The sequence below is a fragment of the Streptomyces sp. NPDC004134 genome (genome assembly GCF_042874195.1).
Lineage (GTDB): Bacteria > Actinomycetota > Actinomycetes > Streptomycetales > Streptomycetaceae > Streptomyces.
Genome location: NZ_JBIAMS010000020.1, coordinates 1 through 20,453, shown reverse-complemented (window position 1 = coordinate 20,453; position 20,453 = coordinate 1). Strand labels below are relative to the sequence as shown.

At 73.5% G+C, this 20,453-nt stretch carries 16 protein-coding genes and 2 riboswitches; of the genes, 7 read left to right on the top strand and 9 right to left on the bottom strand.

What is annotated here, in order from left to right; genetic code table 11:
- Window positions 1-14: 14 nt before the first annotated feature.
- Window positions 15-2,336, bottom strand: a complete 2,322-nt coding sequence (locus ACFYVJ_RS23645; RefSeq protein ID WP_388894751.1) for a poly(A) polymerase — start codon at window positions 2,334-2,336, stop codon at window positions 15-17.
- Entirely contained in the window at window positions 2,336-4,111 is a 1,776-nt protein-coding gene (locus ACFYVJ_RS23640) for an RNA ligase family protein (RefSeq protein ID WP_388894748.1), read from the bottom strand. Before ACFYVJ_RS23640 ends, ACFYVJ_RS23645 begins: the two co-directional genes overlap by 1 nt.
- Before the next feature lie 194 nt (window positions 4,112-4,305).
- Here ACFYVJ_RS23640 and ACFYVJ_RS23635 point away from each other — a divergent pair, with 194 nt between their 5' ends.
- Window positions 4,306-4,839: a hypothetical protein gene (locus ACFYVJ_RS23635; RefSeq protein ID WP_388894745.1), complete on the top strand. Its 534-nt coding sequence runs from the start codon at window positions 4,306-4,308 to the stop codon at window positions 4,837-4,839.
- A gap of 58 nt (window positions 4,840-4,897) precedes the next feature.
- On the opposite strand, the gene ACFYVJ_RS23630 is transcribed toward ACFYVJ_RS23635, so the two are convergent.
- A complete protein-coding gene (locus tag ACFYVJ_RS23630; protein ID WP_388894742.1) occupies window positions 4,898-5,650 on the bottom strand; it encodes a hypothetical protein in 753 nt (250 codons plus the stop codon).
- A gap of 335 nt (window positions 5,651-5,985) precedes the next feature.
- On the opposite strand from ACFYVJ_RS23630, the gene ACFYVJ_RS23625 reads away from it, so the two are divergent.
- Window positions 5,986-7,464, top strand: coding sequence for a glycosyl hydrolase (locus ACFYVJ_RS23625; RefSeq protein ID WP_388894739.1), 1,479 nt, complete (start codon window positions 5,986-5,988; stop codon window positions 7,462-7,464).
- Between the two features lie 120 nt (window positions 7,465-7,584).
- Here the strand turns inward: ACFYVJ_RS23625 and ACFYVJ_RS23620 are convergent, their stop codons facing one another.
- The 5 genes from ACFYVJ_RS23620 to gcvT form a co-directional block, all read right to left on the bottom strand.
- Complete coding sequence (locus ACFYVJ_RS23620) at window positions 7,585-8,346, bottom strand: transglycosylase SLT domain-containing protein (protein ID WP_388894736.1); 762 nt, start codon at window positions 8,344-8,346, stop codon at window positions 7,585-7,587.
- 1 nt (window position 8,347) lies between these two features.
- A riboswitch (cyclic di-AMP (ydaO/yuaA leader) is annotated at window positions 8,348-8,539 on the bottom strand.
- 479 nt (window positions 8,540-9,018) lie between these two features.
- On the bottom strand, window positions 9,019-10,401 hold the full coding sequence (locus tag ACFYVJ_RS23615; RefSeq protein ID WP_388894734.1) for an L-serine ammonia-lyase: 1,383 nt from the start codon (window positions 10,399-10,401) through the stop codon (window positions 9,019-9,021).
- A gap of 235 nt (window positions 10,402-10,636) precedes the next feature.
- Window positions 10,637-11,905 (bottom strand): serine hydroxymethyltransferase, encoded by a 1,269-nt coding sequence (gene glyA, locus ACFYVJ_RS23610; RefSeq protein ID WP_388894731.1) that lies wholly within the window; start codon window positions 11,903-11,905, stop codon window positions 10,637-10,639.
- Window positions 11,906-11,960: 55 nt separating this feature from the next.
- Window positions 11,961-12,335 (bottom strand): glycine cleavage system protein GcvH, encoded by a 375-nt coding sequence (gcvH, locus tag ACFYVJ_RS23605; RefSeq protein ID WP_388894728.1) that lies wholly within the window; start codon window positions 12,333-12,335, stop codon window positions 11,961-11,963.
- 101 nt (window positions 12,336-12,436) lie between these two features.
- Window positions 12,437-13,570, bottom strand: coding sequence for a glycine cleavage system aminomethyltransferase GcvT (gene gcvT, locus ACFYVJ_RS23600; RefSeq protein WP_388894725.1), 1,134 nt, complete (start codon window positions 13,568-13,570; stop codon window positions 12,437-12,439).
- A gap of 157 nt (window positions 13,571-13,727) precedes the next feature.
- Window positions 13,728-13,825: riboswitch (glycine riboswitch) on the bottom strand.
- A gap of 164 nt (window positions 13,826-13,989) precedes the next feature.
- Between gcvT and ACFYVJ_RS23595 the strand changes: the two genes are divergently transcribed.
- On the top strand, window positions 13,990-14,553 hold the full coding sequence (locus tag ACFYVJ_RS23595; protein ID WP_388894722.1) for an AAA family ATPase: 564 nt from the start codon (window positions 13,990-13,992) through the stop codon (window positions 14,551-14,553).
- An 80-nt stretch (window positions 14,554-14,633) separates the two neighbouring features.
- Here ACFYVJ_RS23595 and ACFYVJ_RS23590 read toward each other — a convergent pair whose 3' ends face one another.
- The gene (locus ACFYVJ_RS23590) at window positions 14,634-15,239 is read right to left on the bottom strand and encodes a hypothetical protein (RefSeq protein ID WP_388894719.1); all 606 of its coding nucleotides are present in this window, start codon (window positions 15,237-15,239) and stop codon (window positions 14,634-14,636) included.
- A gap of 131 nt (window positions 15,240-15,370) precedes the next feature.
- Between ACFYVJ_RS23590 and ACFYVJ_RS23585 the strand changes: the two genes are divergently transcribed.
- The 4 genes from ACFYVJ_RS23585 to ACFYVJ_RS23570 all read left to right on the top strand — a co-directional run bounded on the left by ACFYVJ_RS23585 (window position 15,371) and on the right by ACFYVJ_RS23570 (window position 20,303).
- Complete coding sequence (locus ACFYVJ_RS23585; protein ID WP_388894716.1) at window positions 15,371-16,144, top strand: enhanced serine sensitivity protein SseB; 774 nt, start codon at window positions 15,371-15,373, stop codon at window positions 16,142-16,144.
- A 132-nt stretch (window positions 16,145-16,276) separates the two neighbouring features.
- Window positions 16,277-17,077, top strand: a complete 801-nt coding sequence (locus ACFYVJ_RS23580) for an enhanced serine sensitivity protein SseB C-terminal domain-containing protein (protein ID WP_388894713.1) — start codon at window positions 16,277-16,279, stop codon at window positions 17,075-17,077.
- Window positions 17,078-17,437: 360 nt separating this feature from the next.
- Window positions 17,438-18,436 (top strand): ABC transporter permease, encoded by a 999-nt coding sequence (locus tag ACFYVJ_RS23575; RefSeq protein WP_388894710.1) that lies wholly within the window; start codon window positions 17,438-17,440, stop codon window positions 18,434-18,436.
- Between the two features lie 133 nt (window positions 18,437-18,569).
- Window positions 18,570-20,303, top strand: a complete 1,734-nt coding sequence (locus ACFYVJ_RS23570) for an ABC transporter substrate-binding protein (protein WP_388894707.1) — start codon at window positions 18,570-18,572, stop codon at window positions 20,301-20,303.
- Window positions 20,304-20,453: the final 150 nt, after the last annotated feature.

Genomic DNA, 20,453 nt, shown 5'->3' with positions numbered 1-20,453 from the left:
AGCGCGGCCCGGGATCAGCGCAGGGCCGGTACGGTGCCGCCCGCCGCCCAGTCGACGCCGACCCCGCGCAGCCCGCCGCTCCATCCGCCGGCGATCTCCGCGAGCCGGGCGGCGCCCGGCGGGGTGCGGCCGAGGCCGATCGCGTACCGGGCGAGGGCCGGGCCGGTCTCGAACGGCCGCGGCCAGGCGTGCGCGTCGGCCGCGCCGGCCTCCGCCAGCGCCGTGAGCAGCGCCAGCAGCCGCCCCCTGACCCGCCCCAGGGTCTCCTCGAACTCCCCGGCGCCGCCGCCGCGTACGGTCAGGACCGCCCAGGCCGCGTGCCGCCGGTGCAGCGGCGGCGGCGCCAGCAGCGCGGGCCAGGGGTCCGCGCCGGTCTCCGCCGCCTGCTCCAGGAGGGTCCAGGCGCGGTACGACTCGTCGGCCAGCAGGTCGCGGAAGCCGGCGGTGACCTGCCCGGTGCAGGTGCGGACCGGCTCCGTGGGGGTGAGGACGGCCACCGGCTCCGGCGGTCCGGCGGCCGCGGCGCCGAGGGCGACCGGATTCCGCCAGTCCCAGGCGGCCCAGGTGCCGAAGAACTGTGCCGGCAGGTCCGGCGCGGCCGGGTCCGCGGCCTCGCGTACGGTACGGGCCGCCAGCACCGACCAGGCCAGGCCCGGCAGTCCGCCGAACGGCGCCGAGTCGAGCCCGCGGGCCTTCGCCCACGCCTTCACCCCGGTGGCGAGCCGGGCGAAGGCGGCGTGCCGGCCGGCGACCGCGGCCCGTACCGCGTCCGCGTCGCTCACCGCGCTCAGGGCGACCGCCGCCGCGTCGCCCGGCCCGGCGCGGCGGGCGACGGCTTCCGCGGGATCGAGGGCTCCGGTGGCGACGACCACCAGGTCGACGTCCAGACCGTCGGTGCGCAGCCGCAGGCCCGGCACGCGGGCGCCGGTCACCTGCCGCACCCGGGTCGCGTCCGGCAGGGCGGCGGTCACCCGGGCGCGTGCGGCGGCGGGATCGGCGGTGCCGGGCAGCGCCGCGACCAGATCCACGTCCGCACCCGCCAGGGCACAGCCCATGCGCCGCGATCCGGCGAGGTGGACGACGCCCTCGCCCAGCGCCACGGAGACGCGCCGCAGGATCTCGCGCGCCCGGGCGTCCTCGGCCTCGCTCGTGGCGGCGGGCCGGGCCGCGGGCCCGGTGGCGGCTTCGGTGGCGGGTTCGGTGGCGGCGGGTTCGGCTGCGGCTTCGGCGGGGGCCGGCTCCATGTCCGCCTGCACGCCGTAGTGGTCGGAGACGTACAGCCCGTCCGCCGCCGGCGAGTCGCCCCGCAGGGCGGCCCCCGCCGCGCGCAGCCGCCCGGGACGTACGAAGACGCGATCCAGCCGCGAGGCTTGGCCGGACAGCGAGGACACGGCGGCCAGCGGATTGACGCCCGGGTCGAACGTGGGCGTCCTGTCGGCCGGGCCGTGGACTTCCGTCCAGACGTCCCGCAGCCCGAGCGCGGCGGCGGGTGCGTCGCCGCCGTCGTTGAAGTCACCGGCCAGGACGAGGTCGCAGGACACGCCGCCGAGCCCCTCGGCGATCCTGCCCAGTTGGGCCTCCCGCCTGGCGGGGCCGTCGTCGGAGTGGTCGCTGCTCAGATGGGTCGCGGCCACGACGAGCGGTGCGCCGCCGGTGTCCACGGTGACGGCGGTGACGGCCTTGTGAGGGCCGAGCCCGTGCCACCCCGCCTCCCGTACGGGCAGCCGGCTGAGCAGCAGCAGCCCGCAGTCGGGGACGTCCTTGCCGCCCGGGTCGGTCCCCAGGGTGTAGCCGGCCCGGACCCAGGGCGCCCGCATCAGCAGCGCGAGCAGGTCCGGTTCGACTTCCTGGAGCGCGATGACGTCCGCGTCGGCCGCCGCCAGGGACGCGAGCAGCAGCGGGCGGCGCCGGGCGGTCTCGATGCGGTCGCTGTCGTACCGGTCCCACAGCGTGTTCCAGGTGAGGACACGGACGCGCGCGGCGCTCCCCGCCGCCGCGGGCGGCGGGTCGCCCGCGGGGCGCCAACCGGCCCCCGGTTCCCACCGGAAGGGTGTCCTGGCGGTGAAGAAGGGTGCGCGCAGCAGCCGCGGACTGCGCCTCCTGCCGGCGTCCGAGGTGTCGATACGGTCCACGCCGGCGGTGCGGTCCCAGAGCAGTTCGCCGTCCGCCTCGACGAACACGATCCGGTGCCACGGGATGTCGCCGCCGGGGACGAAGGAGGGCAGCGGGACCCGCTTGGGGGCCGCGCCGCGCTGGTGGATCCCCAGCACGAACCTGGCCGGATCGAACCGCGGGTCCCAGCGGACCCGGTGGTATATCTCGTCGCTCGTACGCATCACGCCTCGCCTCCGTCCGCCGCCCCGGCCAGGGCGCCGCTGACGTCGGCGACCGCGCCGTGGGCCCCGACGTACCAGGTGCGGTGCGCCTCGCCCGGGTAGGGCGGGGTGAACCGGTGGAGCTGGGCGGCGAGTACGTCCGGCGGCACCGGGTGCGTCCGCTCCCGGTTGCGCCGCGCCAGCTCGTCCTCGCCGACCAGCGTGACCACGTGGGTGACCAGGGCGTCGCGGCGCTCCGCGACCCGGTGCACGGCGGCCCGCTGGTGCCGGTTGAGGGAGGTGGCGTCCCACACCGCGGTCCCGCCGCCGGCCAGCGCCGCGTCGAGCCGTGCCAGACCGGTCCGCAGGACGTCACCGTTGGCCCGCTGGTCGGCGCGCGAGCCGCGGGCTTCGCGCAGGTCGTCCAGGCTGACGTACGCGTCGGTCCCGGCGAGGCCCCTGGCGAACGTGCTCTTGCCGCTGCCGGATGGACCGACGAGGTGGACCAGCCGGGGGAACGATCCGGAGCGCCACCGCCAACTCGCCGCCACCGCCTCCGCGGCCGTGGTGATCCGCCCGGCCGCGTACGCCTCCCGCGCCTCGGCCCAGCACCTGTCCGCGGCATCGGCGCCGACGCCGGCGAGCGCCTCCCGCAGCCCGGCCCGCAGCGGCGCCAGGGGCGCCGCGCCGAGCAGCCCGGCGTCCTCGGCGTGCAGCGCCGACCACTCCACCTGCTCGCGCGCCTCCGCGTCCCGCGCGAGCGCCCCCGCGACCGCGTGCAGCACCCCGAGGTCGGCGGCGAGCGCGAGGCGTACGAGACCGGCCCTTCGGTCGCCGTCCGGGTACGGGCGCTGCACGGCGGCGAACAGCCCCGTCAGATCGGCGACCCGCCGCGCGGCGGGCAGGCCCAGCGGCCCCGCGAGCCGCGGCGCGAGCCACGCCCGGCGCGAGCCGCGCAGCATCACCGCCAGCACCCCGGCCAGCCGCGCGTCACCGTGGCGGCCGAGCCCGTCCAGCCGCGCGGACACGTCGGCGACGGCGGCCTCGGCGCCGGTCCCGGCGACCGCTTCCGCGACCTCGGCCCCGGCGGCGGGCGGGTCCCCGGGCGCGACGCCCACCGCGGCCGACAGCGCCGCCACGCTCGCCGTCCCGCCCGAACGCACCGTCCACAGCGCGGCCTTCGGCCCCAGCCCGTTCTCCACGACGGCGGCGTGCATCCAGTGCGTGCCGGTCTGCACGTGCCCCCGGCGCACCCACTTGGCGATCCGCTCCCCGAACTCCGCGCGCCCGAAGCCCTCGACGGCCCGTACGACGTACCCCTCCTGGCGCGCGGTGTCCGGCCGCAGCGCGCGCAGCGCCCGCTCGTCGAACACTCCGCGCCACAGCACCGGCGGCACGGGCACGCCCAGTCGCCGCAAGAACCGGACCGTACGGTCCCAGCCGAGGCAGCGGTCGCCGTCCCAGACCGAGAAGCCGTAGAACCAGCTCTCCAGGTCCTCGTACGCGAGGGAGTGCCGCGCGAAGACGTTCTCCCCGCACACCCGCCAACCCGGCGGTATCTCCCCGCCGATCCGCCCCTGCAGCCCCTTCACCCATGCCCGCGACGGATGGTGCGCCGAGTCCGGGGACCGGGCGTGCAGCCCGTCGGCGTAGAGGGTGGTGTTCTCCCCGTCGAGCTTCTCGGTGACCACGACCTCGCGCCCCCGCAGCCCGCCCAGGTCACCGGTTCGTACGTCGTCCGGGGCCGCCCCCGGGGACCACGGCAGATGCGGCGTACGGGGATAGTGCACACGCATGATCCGGCTCCGTGACGCGGTCGGGTCCGGCCACTCTAGAAGCGCCCGGCGGCCCGGCTCCAGCGAATAACCCCGGCGGTGACGGCCGCCGGTGGGGTGAATTCCCCGCCCGTACGTCGTGCGCCTGACGGGGCCGCCGCGCGCGGGAGCCGACACTGCGGCACCCTCGTGCCTCGGAGAAACGGACCGCGCGTATGGACAGGTCAACGGCGTTGCAGCTCGCGGCCGATGAACTGGTGGAGCGCGAGCTTCGTACCAGCCCGATCGAGATCATCGACTACGTCCCGAGCGATCCCGCCCAGGGCCTGCTGACCCCGCCCGGGTCGATCATGGTGTTCCTGGACCGGGCGGGCGCACCCGTCCTCGACCGGATCCGGGAGGCCGTCCTGGACGGCGGCGGTGCGGACGTCCGGCTCGCGCAGGAGCTCAAGGAGCTGTTCCGCGCCCGCGAGAAGGTGAGTTACTTCCGCGCCTACCGGCTGCTCCGCGAAGCGGAGAGCTTCGCCACCATCCGCTACGGCGGCCGCACCCTCGCCACCCACGCCTTCCCCGCCCCCGAAGCCGGCCTGTCGGCGATCGAGAACCCCTACAACGGCGGCCGGCCGGCACCGGCCGAACTGGCCCTGGTCGAGCACCTGATCCCGGGCACCCGGGGCGGTCTGGCCGCCGTCGCGGTCCGCCACATGCCCCCGCTCACCGAGGCCGAGCGCGCCGCGGTGCTCCGCTGAGCCGCGGCAGCCCGCCGCGCGGCGGCGGGCCGGGGCGCCCGCCGCCGCGCCGGCGCGGTCAGCCGGAGGTGACGTCGAAGGCGTTCGTGGTGAAGTCCAGCCCGCCGGCCGCCGAGGTGATCTCGTAGCCGAACTGGACGTCGCCGACGGTCACGTCGCCCCACCAGCCCTGGTCGCTCAGCCAGCGGAGCACGGCCAGGAGGTCCACCCGGCCGGCGGTCGAGTCGCCGTGCCGGAGGAAGGAGAAGACCTCGTTGCTGCCGTTGCTCCCGCTGTAGACGTCCCAGGTGTGGCCGCCGAGCGCGACGGTGGTCCGGAACTGGCCGAGCGGTCCCACCGGCCCGGTCCAGTTCATCCAGAGCATGACCTCGTAGTCGTAGGCGGTGTCCCACACGTCGTACGTGGTGTTGTACGCGCCGCTGCTCGGCACGGTGACGTCGTACGTACTGCTGAGGCGGTCGATCCGGCTCACCGGCTCGTTCACGATCCACTTGGCGTTGGGGTACGACTTGATGCCACCGGTGTTCGGGTGGTCCGCGTGGACCGTCCAGTCGTGGGCCGACTCCGCGGAGATGCACTGGCTGCCCGCGCCGGAGCCCCAGATGTTGTTGTAGAGGATGTAGCCGTCGGGCGACTGCCAGTTCCCCCACTGGTCGCAGGACTGCCAGGTCTGCGCCACCGCGGCCTGCGCGGGCACCGCCAGATGCCCGAGGAGTGCGAGCGCCGCCAGCAGCGGGGCGGCGATCAGGGTACGAACGGCTCTGCTCCGGCGCCGGGGTCGTCCGGTGGGGGTGCGCTTGCTGCGGCTCATCGCGCCACTCTCCTTGCCTCGTGTCGTGGGGGGCACGGGAGGGGTGCGCTCTCCCGCGCGTACGAGGACGGTGGCCGCAGAGCCGTCGAACGGTTGCCGTCGAATCGGCACGGGTCCGGATCCGGCGGCCCGGCCCGCCGAACCGGCCCCCGGCGAAGGTCTCACGGACATCGCCCGCGTCACCGCGCCGGTGTCCGTCCCGGGCCGGCGGCGACGGACGCCCGCCGCCCGCCGCATTGACGTGGCCATTACACGGAAGCATGATGGGAGCGCTCCCATCGACCGTGGAACGCACCCCCCGCCCGTATCCCCCACACCCCGGCAGGAGATCCCCGGTGATCCACCTACTCCGCCGCACGCCCGCACTGGCGCTCCTCGTCCTGACCGCGCTCCTCGCGGCCCTCCTCTCCGCCGGTACGGCCCCCGAGGCCGCGGCCGGCCAGAACGGCGCCCGTGCCCAACCCGTCGTCTACGAGGCCGAGGACGGCCGGCTGAACGGCACCGTCGTCGAGTCCTCCGCGCCCGGCCACTCCGGCACCGGCTACGTCACCGGCTTCGACGCGGCCGAGGACTCCGTCACCGTCACCGTCCCCGACGGCCCGGCCGGGCTCCACGACCTCACCATCCACTACCGTGCCCCGTACGGTCAGAAGGTGGCATCGCTGCAGCTCAACGGCGAGGGCGCGGGCGACGTCACGCTCGCCGCCACCGACACCTTCAGCACCGTGGCCGCCGGCAAGGTGCTGCTCGGGGAGGGCGCCGACACGATCACGATCGTGAACAACTGGGGCTGGTACGAGATCGATGCCATCAGCCTCAGCCCGAGCGAGCCCCGCCCGCCGCACCAGGTCTCGGGCGTCCCCGTCGACCCGCAGGCCACCCCGGAGGCCCGGGCGCTGCTCAGCTACCTCACCGCGGGCTACGGCGAACACATCCTCAGCGGCCAGCAGGACGCGGCCTCCGTCCGCTGGGTGGAGGAGAACGTCGGCCGCGCGCCGGCCGTGGCCGGCCACGACATGATGGATTACTCCCCCAGCCGCGTCGAGCGCGGCACCACCTCCACCGAGGTCGAGAACGCCCTCGCCTGGGACGAACGCGGCGGCATCACCACGTTCGTCTGGCACTGGAACGCCCCCGCCGGCCTCATCGACGAACCCGGCAAGGAGTGGTGGCGCGGCTTCTACACCGACGCGACGACCTTCGACGTGGCCGCGGCGCTCGCCGACCCGCAGTCCGCGGAGTACGCACTGCTGCTGCGCGACATCGACGCCATCGCGGCAGAGCTGAAGCGGCTGCAGGACGCGGGCGTCCCGGTGCTGTGGCGCCCGCTGCACGAGGCCGAGGGCGGCTGGTTCTGGTGGGGCGCCAAGGGCCCCGGGCCGGCCAAGGAGCTGTGGCGGCTGATGTACGAGCGCATGACCGGCCACCACGGGCTGCACAACCTCATCTGGGTGTGGAACTCCGTCGACCCGGCCTGGTATCCCGGCGACGACGTCGTCGACGTCATCAGCGCCGACACCTACCCCCCGATCGGCGACCACGGACCGGCCAGCGGTACGTACGACAAGCTGGTCGACCTCGTCGGCGACGAGAAGCTCGTCGCCATGACCGAGACGGGCTCCATCCCCGACCCGGACCTGCTGCGGACCTACGAGGCGGACTGGAGCTGGTTCACGACCTGGAGCGGCGAGTTCATCGACGACGGCGAGCACAACCCGCTGCCGTTCCTCAGGAAGGTCTACGAGGACGACTACGTCATCACGCTCGACGAACTGGGCGACTGGCGCTCCCACCCTCCGGCCCGGACCCGCTGAACCGGGGCCGGCGCACGGGGCATTCCCCGGCCCGTCGGGTCTGCCGCCCGCCCTCGTTCGGCGGGACGGGCCGCAGGCCCGTGGAGAGCGCCGGTGGGGACACCGGCGCTCTCCGGTCCGTCAGTACGGCCCGTAGACGTTGTCGATCGACCCGTACCGGTCGGCCGCGTAGTTGCACGCGGCGGTGATGTTGGCCACCGGGTCGTAGCTGTCCGTCGAGGTACCGGGGACGTGGTACGCCTCGAAGGTGGGAGCGATGACCTGGAGCAGGCCCTTGGAGGGCGTGCCGTTCACGGCGTTGATGTCCCAGTTGTTGATGGCCTGCGGGTCGCCCCCGGACTCCCGCATGATGTTGCGGTGAATACCGTCGTAAGTACCGGGGATGCCGTGCTCGGCCATGATGTCGAGGGACTCCCGGATCCAGCCGTCGAGGTTGTCCGGGTAGCTCGTGACGGTCGCGCTGGCGGTCTTCATGCCCGGCTCGGATTCGGCCTTGTCGGCCTTGTCGGCCTTGTCGGCCTTGGCGCCGAGCACGAGTTCAAGGCCCGGGAGGATGAAGTGCGGGTTGCCGCCGACGGCCTCGCGGTTGTCTTCGTACAGCTTCTTCCAGCCGCCGCGCACGGATTCCCGGTCGGCGATCTTCGCCAGGGAGTCTCCGGCGACCACGGCGTACGTGGCCGCTGCCGCGCCGGCGGTCGCCGCGGCGGGGGCCTCGGCGCGTACACCGGTCTGGGGGGCGGCCGCGGGGACGGAGCCGGCCGCGGAGGCCGAGGACGCGCCGATCAGCGGGGCGGCGATCGCGACGCCGCTGACGCCGGCGAAAGTGAGGCCGCGGCTGATCAGGCGCAGCTTGGGACGGCGATGCTTACCTTTTGCAGGCATGGGTGTTTCTCCTCAGCGCCTGCGAGGTGAGCTGTCGGGTTCGGGCTGGAGATGCCCGGCCGCACCGCGGTGCGACTTCACCCCAAGCCGGTCCTGAATACGGACCGGCAACTTACCTATGGGTCCCCCGCTCCTGCCGTGTGTGATTAGGGAACGGTTTCCGGATGGCGGCAGGATTCGGCGTCCACCCGGCTGGCGGAGACTTAAGCATGTCTTTCCGGTCCGGACAAGCTGCGGAACTCGTCCGGCCAATACGGGACCGGCTCCCGGGCCGGGTGAGTGCCGCCGCGGAAAGCGGAGCGGGCCGCAACTCGCTTTCGGGATAAGGAAACTGTGAATTCCCCCCGCGGGCGCTCGCGGCCGAACGTGATTCGCGTCACCGGACACATGAGGTCCGATCGGGCAGGAGCACGGGGCGATCGGGGGCGAATCCTTCAAATGGGGCGTATCGTCCGGCAGGGAATATCCGACAAGTCCGTTTGTTCCGGGCTGTCTGGTGCCGCGTCCGTACGGCGGGAATTCACGAATCCGTAGCGGGGGAAACCGCTCGCCAGCGGAGACGGCGAGGCGTCAACTGGCCAAAGGGAAACGACTTCTTCGGAGTCACCGCCGGATTGCGGACGGGGGGTGCTCAGTTGGCGAGTGCGGCGTGCGGATTTCTCGCCAACTCCCTCAGCACTCCACCACGTTGACCGCGAGGCCGCCGCGGGCGGTTTCCTTGTACTTGACCTTCATGTCCGCGCCCGTCTCCTTCATGGTCTTGATGGCCTTGTCGAGGGAGACGAAGTGCTGGCCGTCGCCGCGCAGTGCCATGCGGGCCGCGGTGATGGCCTTGACCGCCGCCATGCCGTTGCGCTCGATGCACGGGATCTGGACCAGGCCGCCGATCGGGTCGCAGGTGAGGCCCAGGTTGTGCTCGATGCCGATCTCCGCGGCGTTCTCCACCTGTTCCGGGGTGCCGCCGAGGATCTCGGCGAGGCCGCCTGCGGCCATGGAGCAGGCCGAGCCCACCTCGCCCTGGCAGCCGACCTCCGCGCCGGAGATGGAGGCGTTCTCCTTGAAGAGCATGCCGATCGCGCCCGCCGCCAGGAGGAAGCGGACCGCGGTGTCGTCGTCCGCGCCGGGGACGAAGTCCGCCGCGTAGTGGAGGACCGCGGGGATGATGCCCGCCGCGCCGTTGGTGGGGGCGGTGACGACGCGGCCGCCGGCGGCGTTCTCCTCGTTGACCGCCATCGCGTACAGGGTGACCCACTCCATCGCGTGCGCCGCGGGGTCGCCCGCCGCGCGGAGCTGGCGGGCCTCGCCGGCCGCGCGGCGGCGGACCTTGAGGCCGCCGGGGAGGATGCCCTCGCGGCTGGTGCCGCGGGCGACGCACTCGCGCATGACCCGCCAGATCTCCAGCAGCCCGCCGCGGATCTCCGCCTCCGTGCGCCAGGCGCGCTCGTTCTCCAGCATCAGCGAGGAGAGCGACAGGCCCGTCTCGCGGGTGCGGCGCAGCATCTCGTCCGCGGTACGGAACGGGTGCTTCAGTACGGTGTCGTCGAGCTTGATCCGGTCCTCGCCGACCGCCTCCTCGTCGACGACGAAGCCGCCGCCCACCGAGTAGTACGTCTTCTCCAGCAGCGTCCCGCCGTCCGCGTCGTACGCGGCCAGCGTCATGCCGTTCGCGTGGTACGGCAGCGAGCGGCGCCGGTGCAGCACGAGGTCGGCGGCGACGTCGAAGGGGATCTCGTGGTCGCGCCCTATCTCGGCGCCCAGCAGGTGCAGCCGCCCGGTGCTGCGGATGCGCTCCACCTCGCCCTCGGCCCACTCGATGTCGACGGTGCGCGGCGAGTGGCCCTCCAGGCCGAGGAGCACTGCCTTGGGGGTGCCGTGGCCGTGGCCGGTGGCGCCCAGGGAGCCGAAGAGTTCGGCGCGTACGGCGGCGGTGTGGGCCAGCAGGCCCTCGTTCTTCAGCCGGCGCGCGAACATCCGGGATGCCCGCATCGGGCCCACCGTGTGCGAGCTCGACGGGCCGATGCCGATCGAGAAGAGGTCGAAGACGGAGATGGCCACTCGGGACTCCCTTGTCCTTGCGTGGGGCGTGCGCGTGCGTGGTGCGGTGACGGGTTGCGCGTACGGCCCCGGGGCCCGGGGGGGCCCCCCCCCGGGGGGGGGGGGGGCCCGGGGGGGGGGGGGGGGCCCCCGGGGGGCGGGGGGGGGGCCGGGGGCCGGGGGGGGGGGGGGGGGCGGGGGGGGGGGCCGGGGGGGCCGGGGGGGGGGGGCGCCCCCCCCCCCCGGGCCGTACGGGCTACAGGCCGGGGTACAGCGGGTGCTTCTGCGCCAGGGCGGTGACCCGGGCGGCGAGGGTGGCCGTCTTCGCCTCGTCGAAGCCCGGCTTGAGGGCTTCGGCGATGACGTCGGCGACCTCCTCGAAGTCCGCGGCGGTGAAGCCGCGGGTGGCCAGCGCGGGCGAGCCGATACGCAGGCCGGAGGTGACCATGGGCGGGCGGGGGTCGTCCGGGACCGCGTTGCGGTTGACGGTGATGCCGATCTCGTGGAGCCGGTCCTCGGCCTGCTGGCCGTCCAGCTCGGACGCGCGCAGGTCGACCAGGACCAGGTGGACGTCCGTACCGCCGGAGAGCACGGAGACGCCGGCCGCGCGGGCGTCGTCCCGCAGCAGCCGCTCGGCCAGGATCCGGGCGCCGTCCAGCGTGCGCTGCTGCCGCTCCCGGAACTCCCCGGACGCGGCGATCTTGAACGACACCGCCTTGGCCGCGATCACGTGCTCCAGCGGGCCGCCCTGCTGGCCGGGGAAGACGGCCGAGTTGATCTTCTTGGCGAGGGCCTGGCGGGAGAGGATGACCCCGCCGCGCGGGCCGCCGAGGGTCTTGTGCGTCGTGGTGGTGACGATGTCCGCGTACGGCACGGGGTTGGGGTGCAGGCCCGCGGCGACGAGACCGGCGAAGTGCGCCATGTCGACCATCAGCAGCGCGTCGACCTCGTCGGCGATCCGTCGGAAGCCGGCGAAGTCGAGCTGCCGGGGGTACGCCGACCAGCCCGCGATGATCAGCTTCGGCCGCCGCTCCTTGGCCAGCCGCTCGACCTCGGCCATGTCGACCTGGCCGGTCTCGGCGTCGACGTGGTAGGCGGCGACGTCGTACAGCTTGCCGGAGAAGTTGATCTTCATGCCGTGGGTCAGGTGCCCGCCGTGGGCCAGGTCCAGGCCCAGGATCGTGTCGCCGGGCTTGAGCACCGCGAACATCGCCGCCGCGTTCGCCGACGCGCCCGAGTGCGGCTGGACGTTCGCCGCCTCGGCGCCGAAGAGCGCCTTGACCCGCTCGCGGGCCAGCTCCTCGGCGACGTCGACGTACTCGCAGCCGCCGTAGTAGCGGCGTCCTGGGTAGCCCTCGGCGTACTTGTTGGTGAGGACCGAGCCCTGTGCCTCCAGCACGGCGACCGGGGCGAAGTTCTCCGAGGCGATCATTTCGAGGGTGGACTGCTGGCGCTTGAGTTCGGCGTCCACGGCGGCGGCGACCTCGGGGTCGACCTCGTGGAGCGAGCCGTTCAGAAGGGACATGGGACCTTCCGGGGAAAGAGAGGGACGCGGGCGGGCGGGGCTGCGGCGGCGGAGCTCAGCCCGCGGTGAACGCGGTGTACTCGGCGGCGGACATCAGGTCGGCGGCCTCGGCCGAGACCCGCACCCGGAACAGCCAGCCGTCCTCGAACGGACCGGAGTTCACCAGCGCGGGGTCGTCCACGACGTCCTGGTTGTTCGCGATGACCTCCCCGGTCACCGGCGCGTAGAGGTCGGAGACGGACTTCGTCGACTCCAGCTCGCCGCAGGGCTCGCCCGCGGTGACCGCGGCGCCCACGTCCGGCAACTGGACGAAGACGACGTCGCCGAGCGCGTTCGCGGCGTGGGCGGTGATGCCCACGGTGGCCACGCCGTCGTCGGTCGCGACCCACTCGTGTTCCTTGCTGTAGCGCAGGTGCTCAGGGTTGTTCATAAGGCGATTCTCCAGGATCGGGACGTGAGTGGCGTAAAGGGGCGCTGGTGGCGCGGTCGAGCGGCCGCCGCGGACAAGGGCCGGGCGTGGTGCGGAGCCGGTCAGTCGCGCTTGTAGAAGGGCAGGGCGACGACCTCGTACGGCTCGTGGCTGCCGCGGATGTCGACGCCCACGCCGGTGGCCGCCGAGGGCCCCGGTGCCGCGTGCGCGGCGTCCACGTACGCCATGGCGATCGGCTTGCCCAGGGTGGGGGAGGGGGCGCCGGAGGTGACCTCGCCGATGCGCCGGCCGCCGGCCACCACCCCGTACCCCGCGCGCGGCACCCGCCGGCCCTCGGCGACCAGGCCGACCAGCACCCGCGGCGGCTCGGCCGCGGCCCGCTCGGCGGCCCGTTCGAGCGCCTCGCGCCCGACGAAGCCGCCGGGCTTGTCGAGCTTGACGACCCGGCCGAGCCCGGCGTCGAAGGGCGTGAGCGCGGTGGTCAGCTCGTGCCCGTACAGCGGCATGCCGGCCTCCAGGCGCAGGGTGTCGCGGCAGGAGAGCCCGCACGGCACCAGGCCGTCGTCCGCGCCCGCCGCGGTCAGCGCCGCCCAGACGGCGGCCGCGTCCGCGGGGCGGACGAACAGCTCGAAGCCGTCCTCGCCGGTGTAGCCGGTACGGGCGATGAGCGCCTCCGCGCCGGCGACGGTGCCCGGCAGGCCCGCGTAGTACTTCAGGCCGGCCAGGTCCGCGTCCGTGACCCGGCCGAGGACGGCCGGCGACTTGGGGCCCTGCACGGCGATCAGGGCGTACGCCTCCCGGTCGTCGCGCACCTCGGCGCCCGGGAAGCCGGCGGCCCGCCCGGCGAGGGCGTCCAGGACCACCTGGGCGTTGGCGGCGTTCGCGACGATCATGTACTCCTCGTCGGCGAGCCGGTAGACGATCAGGTCGTCGAGGATGCCGCCGTCCTCGCGGCAGATCATCGTGTAACGGGCGCGGCCGGGGCGCACCGCGGACAGCCGGCCCACCAGGGCGTAGTCCAGCAGGGCCGCGGCCTGCGGGCCGGTGACGGCGATCTCGCCCATGTGGGAGAGGTCGAAGAGGCCGGCGCGGGTGCGCACCGCGACGTGCTCCTCGCGCTCGCTGCCGTAGCGCAGCGGCATGTCCCAGCCGGCGAAGTCGGTCATGGTGGCGCCGAGGGCGCGGTGCGTGGCGTCGAGCGCGGTACGGCGCGGTGCAGGGCTCTCAGTGGTCATCATCAGGCTCCCGGACAGGGGGTGGTCGTGTCCTCCCCATCTGTCATCGGAACCTGAGAGGTTCGCCACGATCCCGCGGGAGCGTGGCTTGCACCTTGGGTGGGGCGGCGCCGGCGCACGGTCGTGCTCCAGTGCGCCGCCCGCTTTTCAGATCTGCCTCGCCCGCGCGGTGACGGTGCCTGAGAGATTCAAGGGAGGACTTGCTCCTTCGGCGCCCGGTGCGACGAGGCACCGGGACTCTCCCGCGCGGGTTCTGACGGCCGGTATGCAGTTGGCGGGCCCCATCATTGCACGCGCCCTCGACCGCGGGACAGGGGAAGAAGTGGGAGGCCACCTTCCGTTGCGTCCTTGTCGAGTCCCGCCGCTGTTGCGAGGCTTGTGGACGGCAAGAGGCAGCGGTGCGGGGCGTGGGAGGCAGCGTGACGGTGGAGCAGGCGGCCTCCAGGGAACGGCTTCGATATCCCGAGGGGGACATCGTCGTGATCTCCGGCCTGCCGGGAAGCGGCAAGAGCACCCTCATGCGCCGCACGCAGCCGCCGGCCGCGGTGCGGCTGATCGACTCGCAGTACGTGCGCGAGCGCTGGGCGCAGAAGCTGGGCACGCGGCTGCCGTACGCCCTCTACCGGCCGTTAGTCCGCGTCGACCACTACGCGCGGCTGCGGCTCGCGGTCCGCGCGGGCGGCAGCCTCGTCGTGCACGACTGCGGCACGCTGCCGTGGGTGCGGTGGTGGCTGACCAGGCAGGCCAGGCGGCACGGGCGCGGGGTGCACGTCGTGGTGCTCGACGTGCCGCCGGAGGTGGCGCGGGAGCGGCAGTCGCGGCGCGGGCGTGCGGTGTCCCGGTACGCCTTCGCCCGGCACCGGTGGGCGCACCGGAGGCTGCTGGACTGGGCGCACGCCGGGCAGCCGGCGGAGGGGTGCGACTCGGTGCTGGTGCTGGACGGGGAGGCGACGGGGGCGCTGCGCTCGATCAGCTTCGGCTGAGCCCGCGGGCGGCGAGGCGGCGGACCGCACCGCACCGCCGGACGGACCGGACCGGCAGGCGGCGGCCGGCGGCCCGGCCGCTACGCGCCGGACTGCGCCGGCAGCCTCGGCGGCGCCGCCGCGTTCTGCGGCATCTGCGGCATCTGCCCGGCCGGCACCAGCCCGCTGACCGCGGTGGCCGCGAGGACCCGTACCAGCGCCGCCACGGTCACCGTGGCCCGGTCGGCCACCGCCGCCCGGTCGCCTGCCCGCCCGGCCCGTACCAGGCCGGCCAGCTCCTCCCGCAGCGAGCCGACGGCCTGCGCCAGGGCGGTCGTCTCCCGCGCCTTCATCGACTTCACCTTGCCCTTGGCCCCCGCCGCCGCGCCCACCGCGTCCAGGGGCGACCGCACGTCGGGCAGCGTGCGCGGGTTCTGCCGGCCGCCGTCGGCGACGGCCTGCTGGACCTGCTCGACGGTCCGGGCCGTGGCGGCGGTGAGGTGCCCGAGCTGCGCCAGCAGGTGCAGCGTCGGCGGGTCGACGTCGGCGGCGGCCGGGGCGGACGCCGCGGTCCCGCCGCCGCGGTGCCCGCCCACGGCGGCGTCCCCGGCGGCGGCGACGGGCCCGGCCATGCCGAGCACGAGGGCGCCGCCGGCGACGGCGGAGACGACGGTGGCGGCGAGGCCGGCCATTCGGTTCGTACGCATGGAAAACGGGCTCCCTGTCGCGAGGTCCTGAGGGTGAGAGGACTCCACCGTGGGCAGGTGCGGCCTTCGCCCGCGAGCGCTGGCAGCCGTTAGGGTGCCGACGTTCATCCCCCGAAAGTTGGCTGGTCCCGATGAGCTTCGACTACCGCTCCCCGCAGCCCCCCGCCACGGGCGGCTTCCCCGGCAACGAGCTGGAGGAGGTGCTCGCCGCCTCGCTCGGCAACCCGCAGGCCGCCCCGCGGCTGCTGGAGGTGCTGGGCCGCAGCAGCCTGTGGGTGCCGCTGCCGGAGGGCGGCGGGCCGGACAGCCCCACGCTACCCCTGCCGACGACCGAGATAGGCGGCGCACCGTACGTGCCGGTGTTCTCCTCGCAGGAGGAGTTCCTGCGGGTCACCGGCTCCCACATGTCGTTCACCGTCGCGCCCGCCCGCGAGTTCGCCCGCGGGCTGCCGCCGCAGGTCGGCATCGCGGTCAACCCCGGCGGCACGGTCGGCGTGCCGCTGCCGCCGGCGGCGGTCGCGGAGCTGTGCCGGGACCGCGGGGCGCCGCGGCTGCCGGGGGAGGTGCGCGGCGGCCGGGTGCGGCTGTTCACGCCGGACTGGCAGGACGACCCGGTGGACTTCCTGTCCGTCGCGCGGGAGGAGTTCGAGCGGATCGGGGTGGTACGCAGCGCGCGCCGGGGGCTCGCGAGCGTCGAGGGCGGTGCGGAGCAGCTCTACATCGGGGTCGAGCTGCTGGACACGTACGACGAGAGCAGGCAGGCGACGGTGGAGGCGCTGGGCCGCGCACTCGGTGCGCAGCCGGTGCCGTGGAAGGTCCAACTGGTCTTCCTCGACGCCGCGGTGGACCCGGTGATCACCTGGATGCGGGCCAAGGTCGAGCCGTTCTACATCCGGGTCGGCTGACGGGGTCAGGCTCTAAGCTGGTTTGATGACCTTTCCGGGCGTACACGCGTGCCCGGGAGCGGCGGCGGCCGAGACGAAGGGTTGGGGCCCAGGGTGAACGGGGGCGCGAGCGGGAGCGCGCGGGGAGCGGGTGTGGACCAGTTGGTCCGCCAGGTGGCTCCCGGCAGGTACGACGCGTACGAGGCGCTGCTCGCCGCGCTGGCCGCCGGGCAGGTGTGGATGCTGCTCTGGCAGGGCCGCCCCGACTCGCCGGACGCGCAGTACGGCAGCATGCAGGTCGAGGGCCACGCCTACGCGCCCTGCTTCAGCTCCGACCGCGAGCTGGCCGCCAGCGGCTGGGCCGGCGCCCACGAGCCCGTCGCCGGGGCGGAGATCGCCGCGGCGCTCTACCCGGACCGCTGGGGCCTCTGGCTCGACCCGCACGCCGCCGGCGGCGGCGTCGGCGTCCCCTGGCTCGACCTGCGCCGGGTGGCCACGGGCCTGGACCGGCTGCCCGCGGGGCCGCTGCGGATCGCGGAACCGGTCGTGGACGTCGCGCAGTTCTACGCCCTGCTGGGCCAGACCGCCCACCGGACCCCCGCCGTGCGCACGCTCTGCCGCGCCTGGGTGCAGCCGGCGCTCGGCGAGCCGTACCTCGCCATCGGCATCGACCTGTACGACACGGGTGCGCAGTCCGTCGCCGCGGCGCAGTCCATGATGCAGGAGTCCGTGGCCGCCGTGCCCCCGGGCCTGGCGGTCTCCACGGTGGCGCTCGCGGACGACCACGACCCGGTGGCGATGTGGATGCGGGCGAACTCCCGGCCGTTCTTCGACCGCGGCGCCTACGGCGGCGGCCCGGCCGCCCCGCCCGCCGGCTACGGCTACCCGCCGCCGCACTCCGCGGGCGGCGCCCCGCAGTCCGGCTGGCAGCCGGGACCTGCGCCGCAGTTCTGAGCAGCCCCCGACCTGTCTGACCCTGTTATATCCGTACGTATACCGATATCGGGCCGGTGAAGATCCGCTCAGCGGCGGTCGGATGTCCGGATAACGGTTATCCACTGCATCGCATCACGTTTGCGCATCCATTCCCCTTGGGGTCTGGCGAGTGATCGCAGGCGCATTGAAGACTCCCCCCGCGGGAAGCTGTCGTTCCCCTGTGCGACGGCAGAGCTTCACGATCACGGACTAACGGCACCAGGCACTACGGCACAACGGATCACGGCACCACGGCATGACTTGCACCAGCGAAGCGATTGAGCCGCTACCGCGGCAGACGACGGCGGGACGCCGCCGCTCGAGAGGGGTCCCCACAACATGACGGCACCTATCGAGACGACCGGCGCCACCGAGGCGACGCCGGAAGCTCTCGTCGAGGGCGTGGACAAGAGCCGGATCGAGGGCCGTTCACTCGGGCGTATCGCCTGGATGCGGCTCAAGCGCGACCGCGTCGCCATGGCCGGCGGCGTCCTCGTGGTGTTCCTCATCCTGATCGCCGCGCTCTCCCGGCCGATCCAGTCGATCTTCGGGCTCGACCCCAACAAGCTCAACCAGGATCTGGTCGACCCCTCCCTGGCCACGCCGTACGGCTCGTTCGGCGGCATGAGCTGGGACCACCCGCTGGGCATCGAGCCGCGGCTCGGCCGCGACATCGCCACCCGGATCCTGGAGGGCTCCTGGGTCTCGCTGCTCGTCGCCTTCGGAGCCACCATGGTCGCCGTCGTGATCGGCACCGTCCTCGGCGTGATCGCCGGCTACTACGGCAAGTGGGCGGACACGATCATCAGCCGGACCATGGACACGTTCCTGGCCTTCCCGGTGCTGCTCTTCGCCATCTCCATCTCGGCCGCGCTGCAGGGCGGCGCGTTCGGGCTGAAGGGCCTGGAGCTGCACATCGGCGTGCTGATCTTCGTCATCGGCTTCTTCAGTTGGCCGTATATCGGCCGCATCGTGCGCGGACAGACGCTCAGCCTCCGCGAACGCGAGTTCGTGGAGGCGGCGAAGAGCCTGGGCGCGCGCGGCCCCTTCATCCTCTTCCGGGAGCTGCTGCCGAACCTGGTGGGGCCGATCCTCGTCTACTCCACCCTGCTGATCCCGACCAACATCCTCTTCGAGGCGGCGCTCAGCTTCCTCGGCGTGGGCATCCAGCCGCCGCAGGCATCCTGGGGCGGCATGCTGAGCAGCGCGATCGACTACTACCAGGTCGATCCGATGTTCATGATCGTACCGGGCGTGGCGATCTTCCTGTCCGTGCTGGCCTTCAACCTCTTGGGCGACGGGCTCAGGGACGCACTCGATCCCAAGGGCCGCCGATGACGCCGATGAGCCCGTGACCCCGATGACCCCAAGAAGCAGCCTGGGCGCGGCACCCGCCGTTCCCGCTCTCGTCCCATCACTCCGAACCAGGGGGCAACGCCTCACCATGAAACTCAGGTCGAAATCAGCCGCCATGCTCGCGGTTGCCGTCTCGGTCGCGCTGACCGTCTCCGCCTGCGGCGGTGGCGGCAACGACGACGGCGGCGACGACGGCGAGAGCGGCGGCGCCGCCGCGAACGCGGCGATCGAGAAGGTCCTCAACGCCTCCGACAAGAAGGGCGGCACCCTCGTCTACGAGTCGGCCGACGTGCCGGACTCGATGGACCCGGGCAACACGTACTACGGCTACGTGTGGAACTTCAGCCGCCTGTACGCGCGCTCCCTCATGACCTACGCCCCCGGCCCGGGCGCACAGGCCGCGGAGCCGGTCCCGGACCTCGCCGAGGGCCCCGGTGAGGCCACCGACGGCGGCAAGACCTGGACCTACAAGATCAAGAAGGGCGTCAAGTACGAGGACGGCACCGAGATCACGGCCGGCGACGTCAAGTACGCCGTCGAGCGGAGCAACTACGCCCGCGACGTGCTCTCCCTCGGCCCGAACTACTTCGCCCAGTACCTGCAGAACCCTGACGACTACAAGGGTCCGTACAAGGACAAGAGCGAAGAGGGCATCTCGTCCATCGAGACCCCCGACGACCACACGATCGTCTTCAAGCTCGACCAGGCGTTCCAGGAGTTCGACTACCTCGTGGCCATGACCCAGACGGCGCCGGTGCCGCGGGACAAGGACAACGGCTCGGACTACCAGAAGAACATCGTCTCCTCCGGCTCGTACAAGTTCGAGAGCTTCGACCTGGACAAGTCCGCCACCCTGGTCCGCAACGACCAGTGGGACCCGAAGACGGACCCGATCCGCAAGCAGCTCCCGGACAAGATCGAGGTCCGGTTCAAGGTCAACCCCGAGACCATCGACAAGAACATCGAGGCCGGCAAGACCCACATCATGTTCGACGCCCTCGGCGTCACCGCTCAGACCCAGTCCCAGATGCTGCGGGACAAGTCGAACATGCTCGACAACCCGACCGGCGGCCGGCTGACCTACCTGGCCATGAACACCCAGCTCGCGCCGTTCGACGACGTCAACTGCCGCAAGGCCGTGGAGTACGCCGTCGACAAGGACTCCTCGATGCGCGCGCTCGGCGGCGAGCCCAAGGGCGACATCGCCACCACCGCGCTGCCCCCGGACGTCCCGAGCCACGAGGCGTACGACGACCCGTACGCCAGCGAGGGCAACAAGGGCGACGTGGACAAGGCCAAGGCCGCGCTCAAGGAGTGCGGCAAGCCCGACGGGTTCGACACCGTGCTGACCGCCCGCACCGAGCGGCAGGACGAGATCGACAACGCCACCGCGATCCAGGCGGCCCTGAAGAAGGTCGGCATCAACGCCGAGATCCAGAAGTTCCCCGGCGGCAAGTACTTCACCGACTTCGCGGGCTCCCGCAAGTGGACCGAGGACAACAACGCCGGTCTGTACATGATGCAGTGGGGTTCCGACTGGCCCAGCGGCTACGGCTTCCTGCAGCAGATCGCCAACGGCGGCGCGCTCGGCGAGTCCGGTAACACGAACATCTCGTACCTGGACGACCCGGAGATCAACAAGCTCCTGGACGACTCGATCGCGGACCCCGACAAGGCGGCCCGTGCCACGGCGTACGCCGAGGTGGACAAGAAGATGCTGGAGACGGCGGCCATCGTGCCCCTCTCCTACTTCAAGGTCCTGCACCAGCGTTCGGACAAGCTCACCAACCTGGTGGTCTCGCAGGCGTTCAGCGGTCAGTACGACTACCTGAACCTCGGCCTGAAGTAGCACCCCCACCGGCTGGGGGGGGGGGGGGGGGGCCCCCCCCCCCCCCCCCCCCCCCCCCCCCCCCGGGCCCCCCCCCCCGGGGGGGGGGGGGGCCCCCGGGGGGGGGGGGCCCCCGGGGGGGGGGGGGGGGGGGGGGGGGCCCCCCCCCCC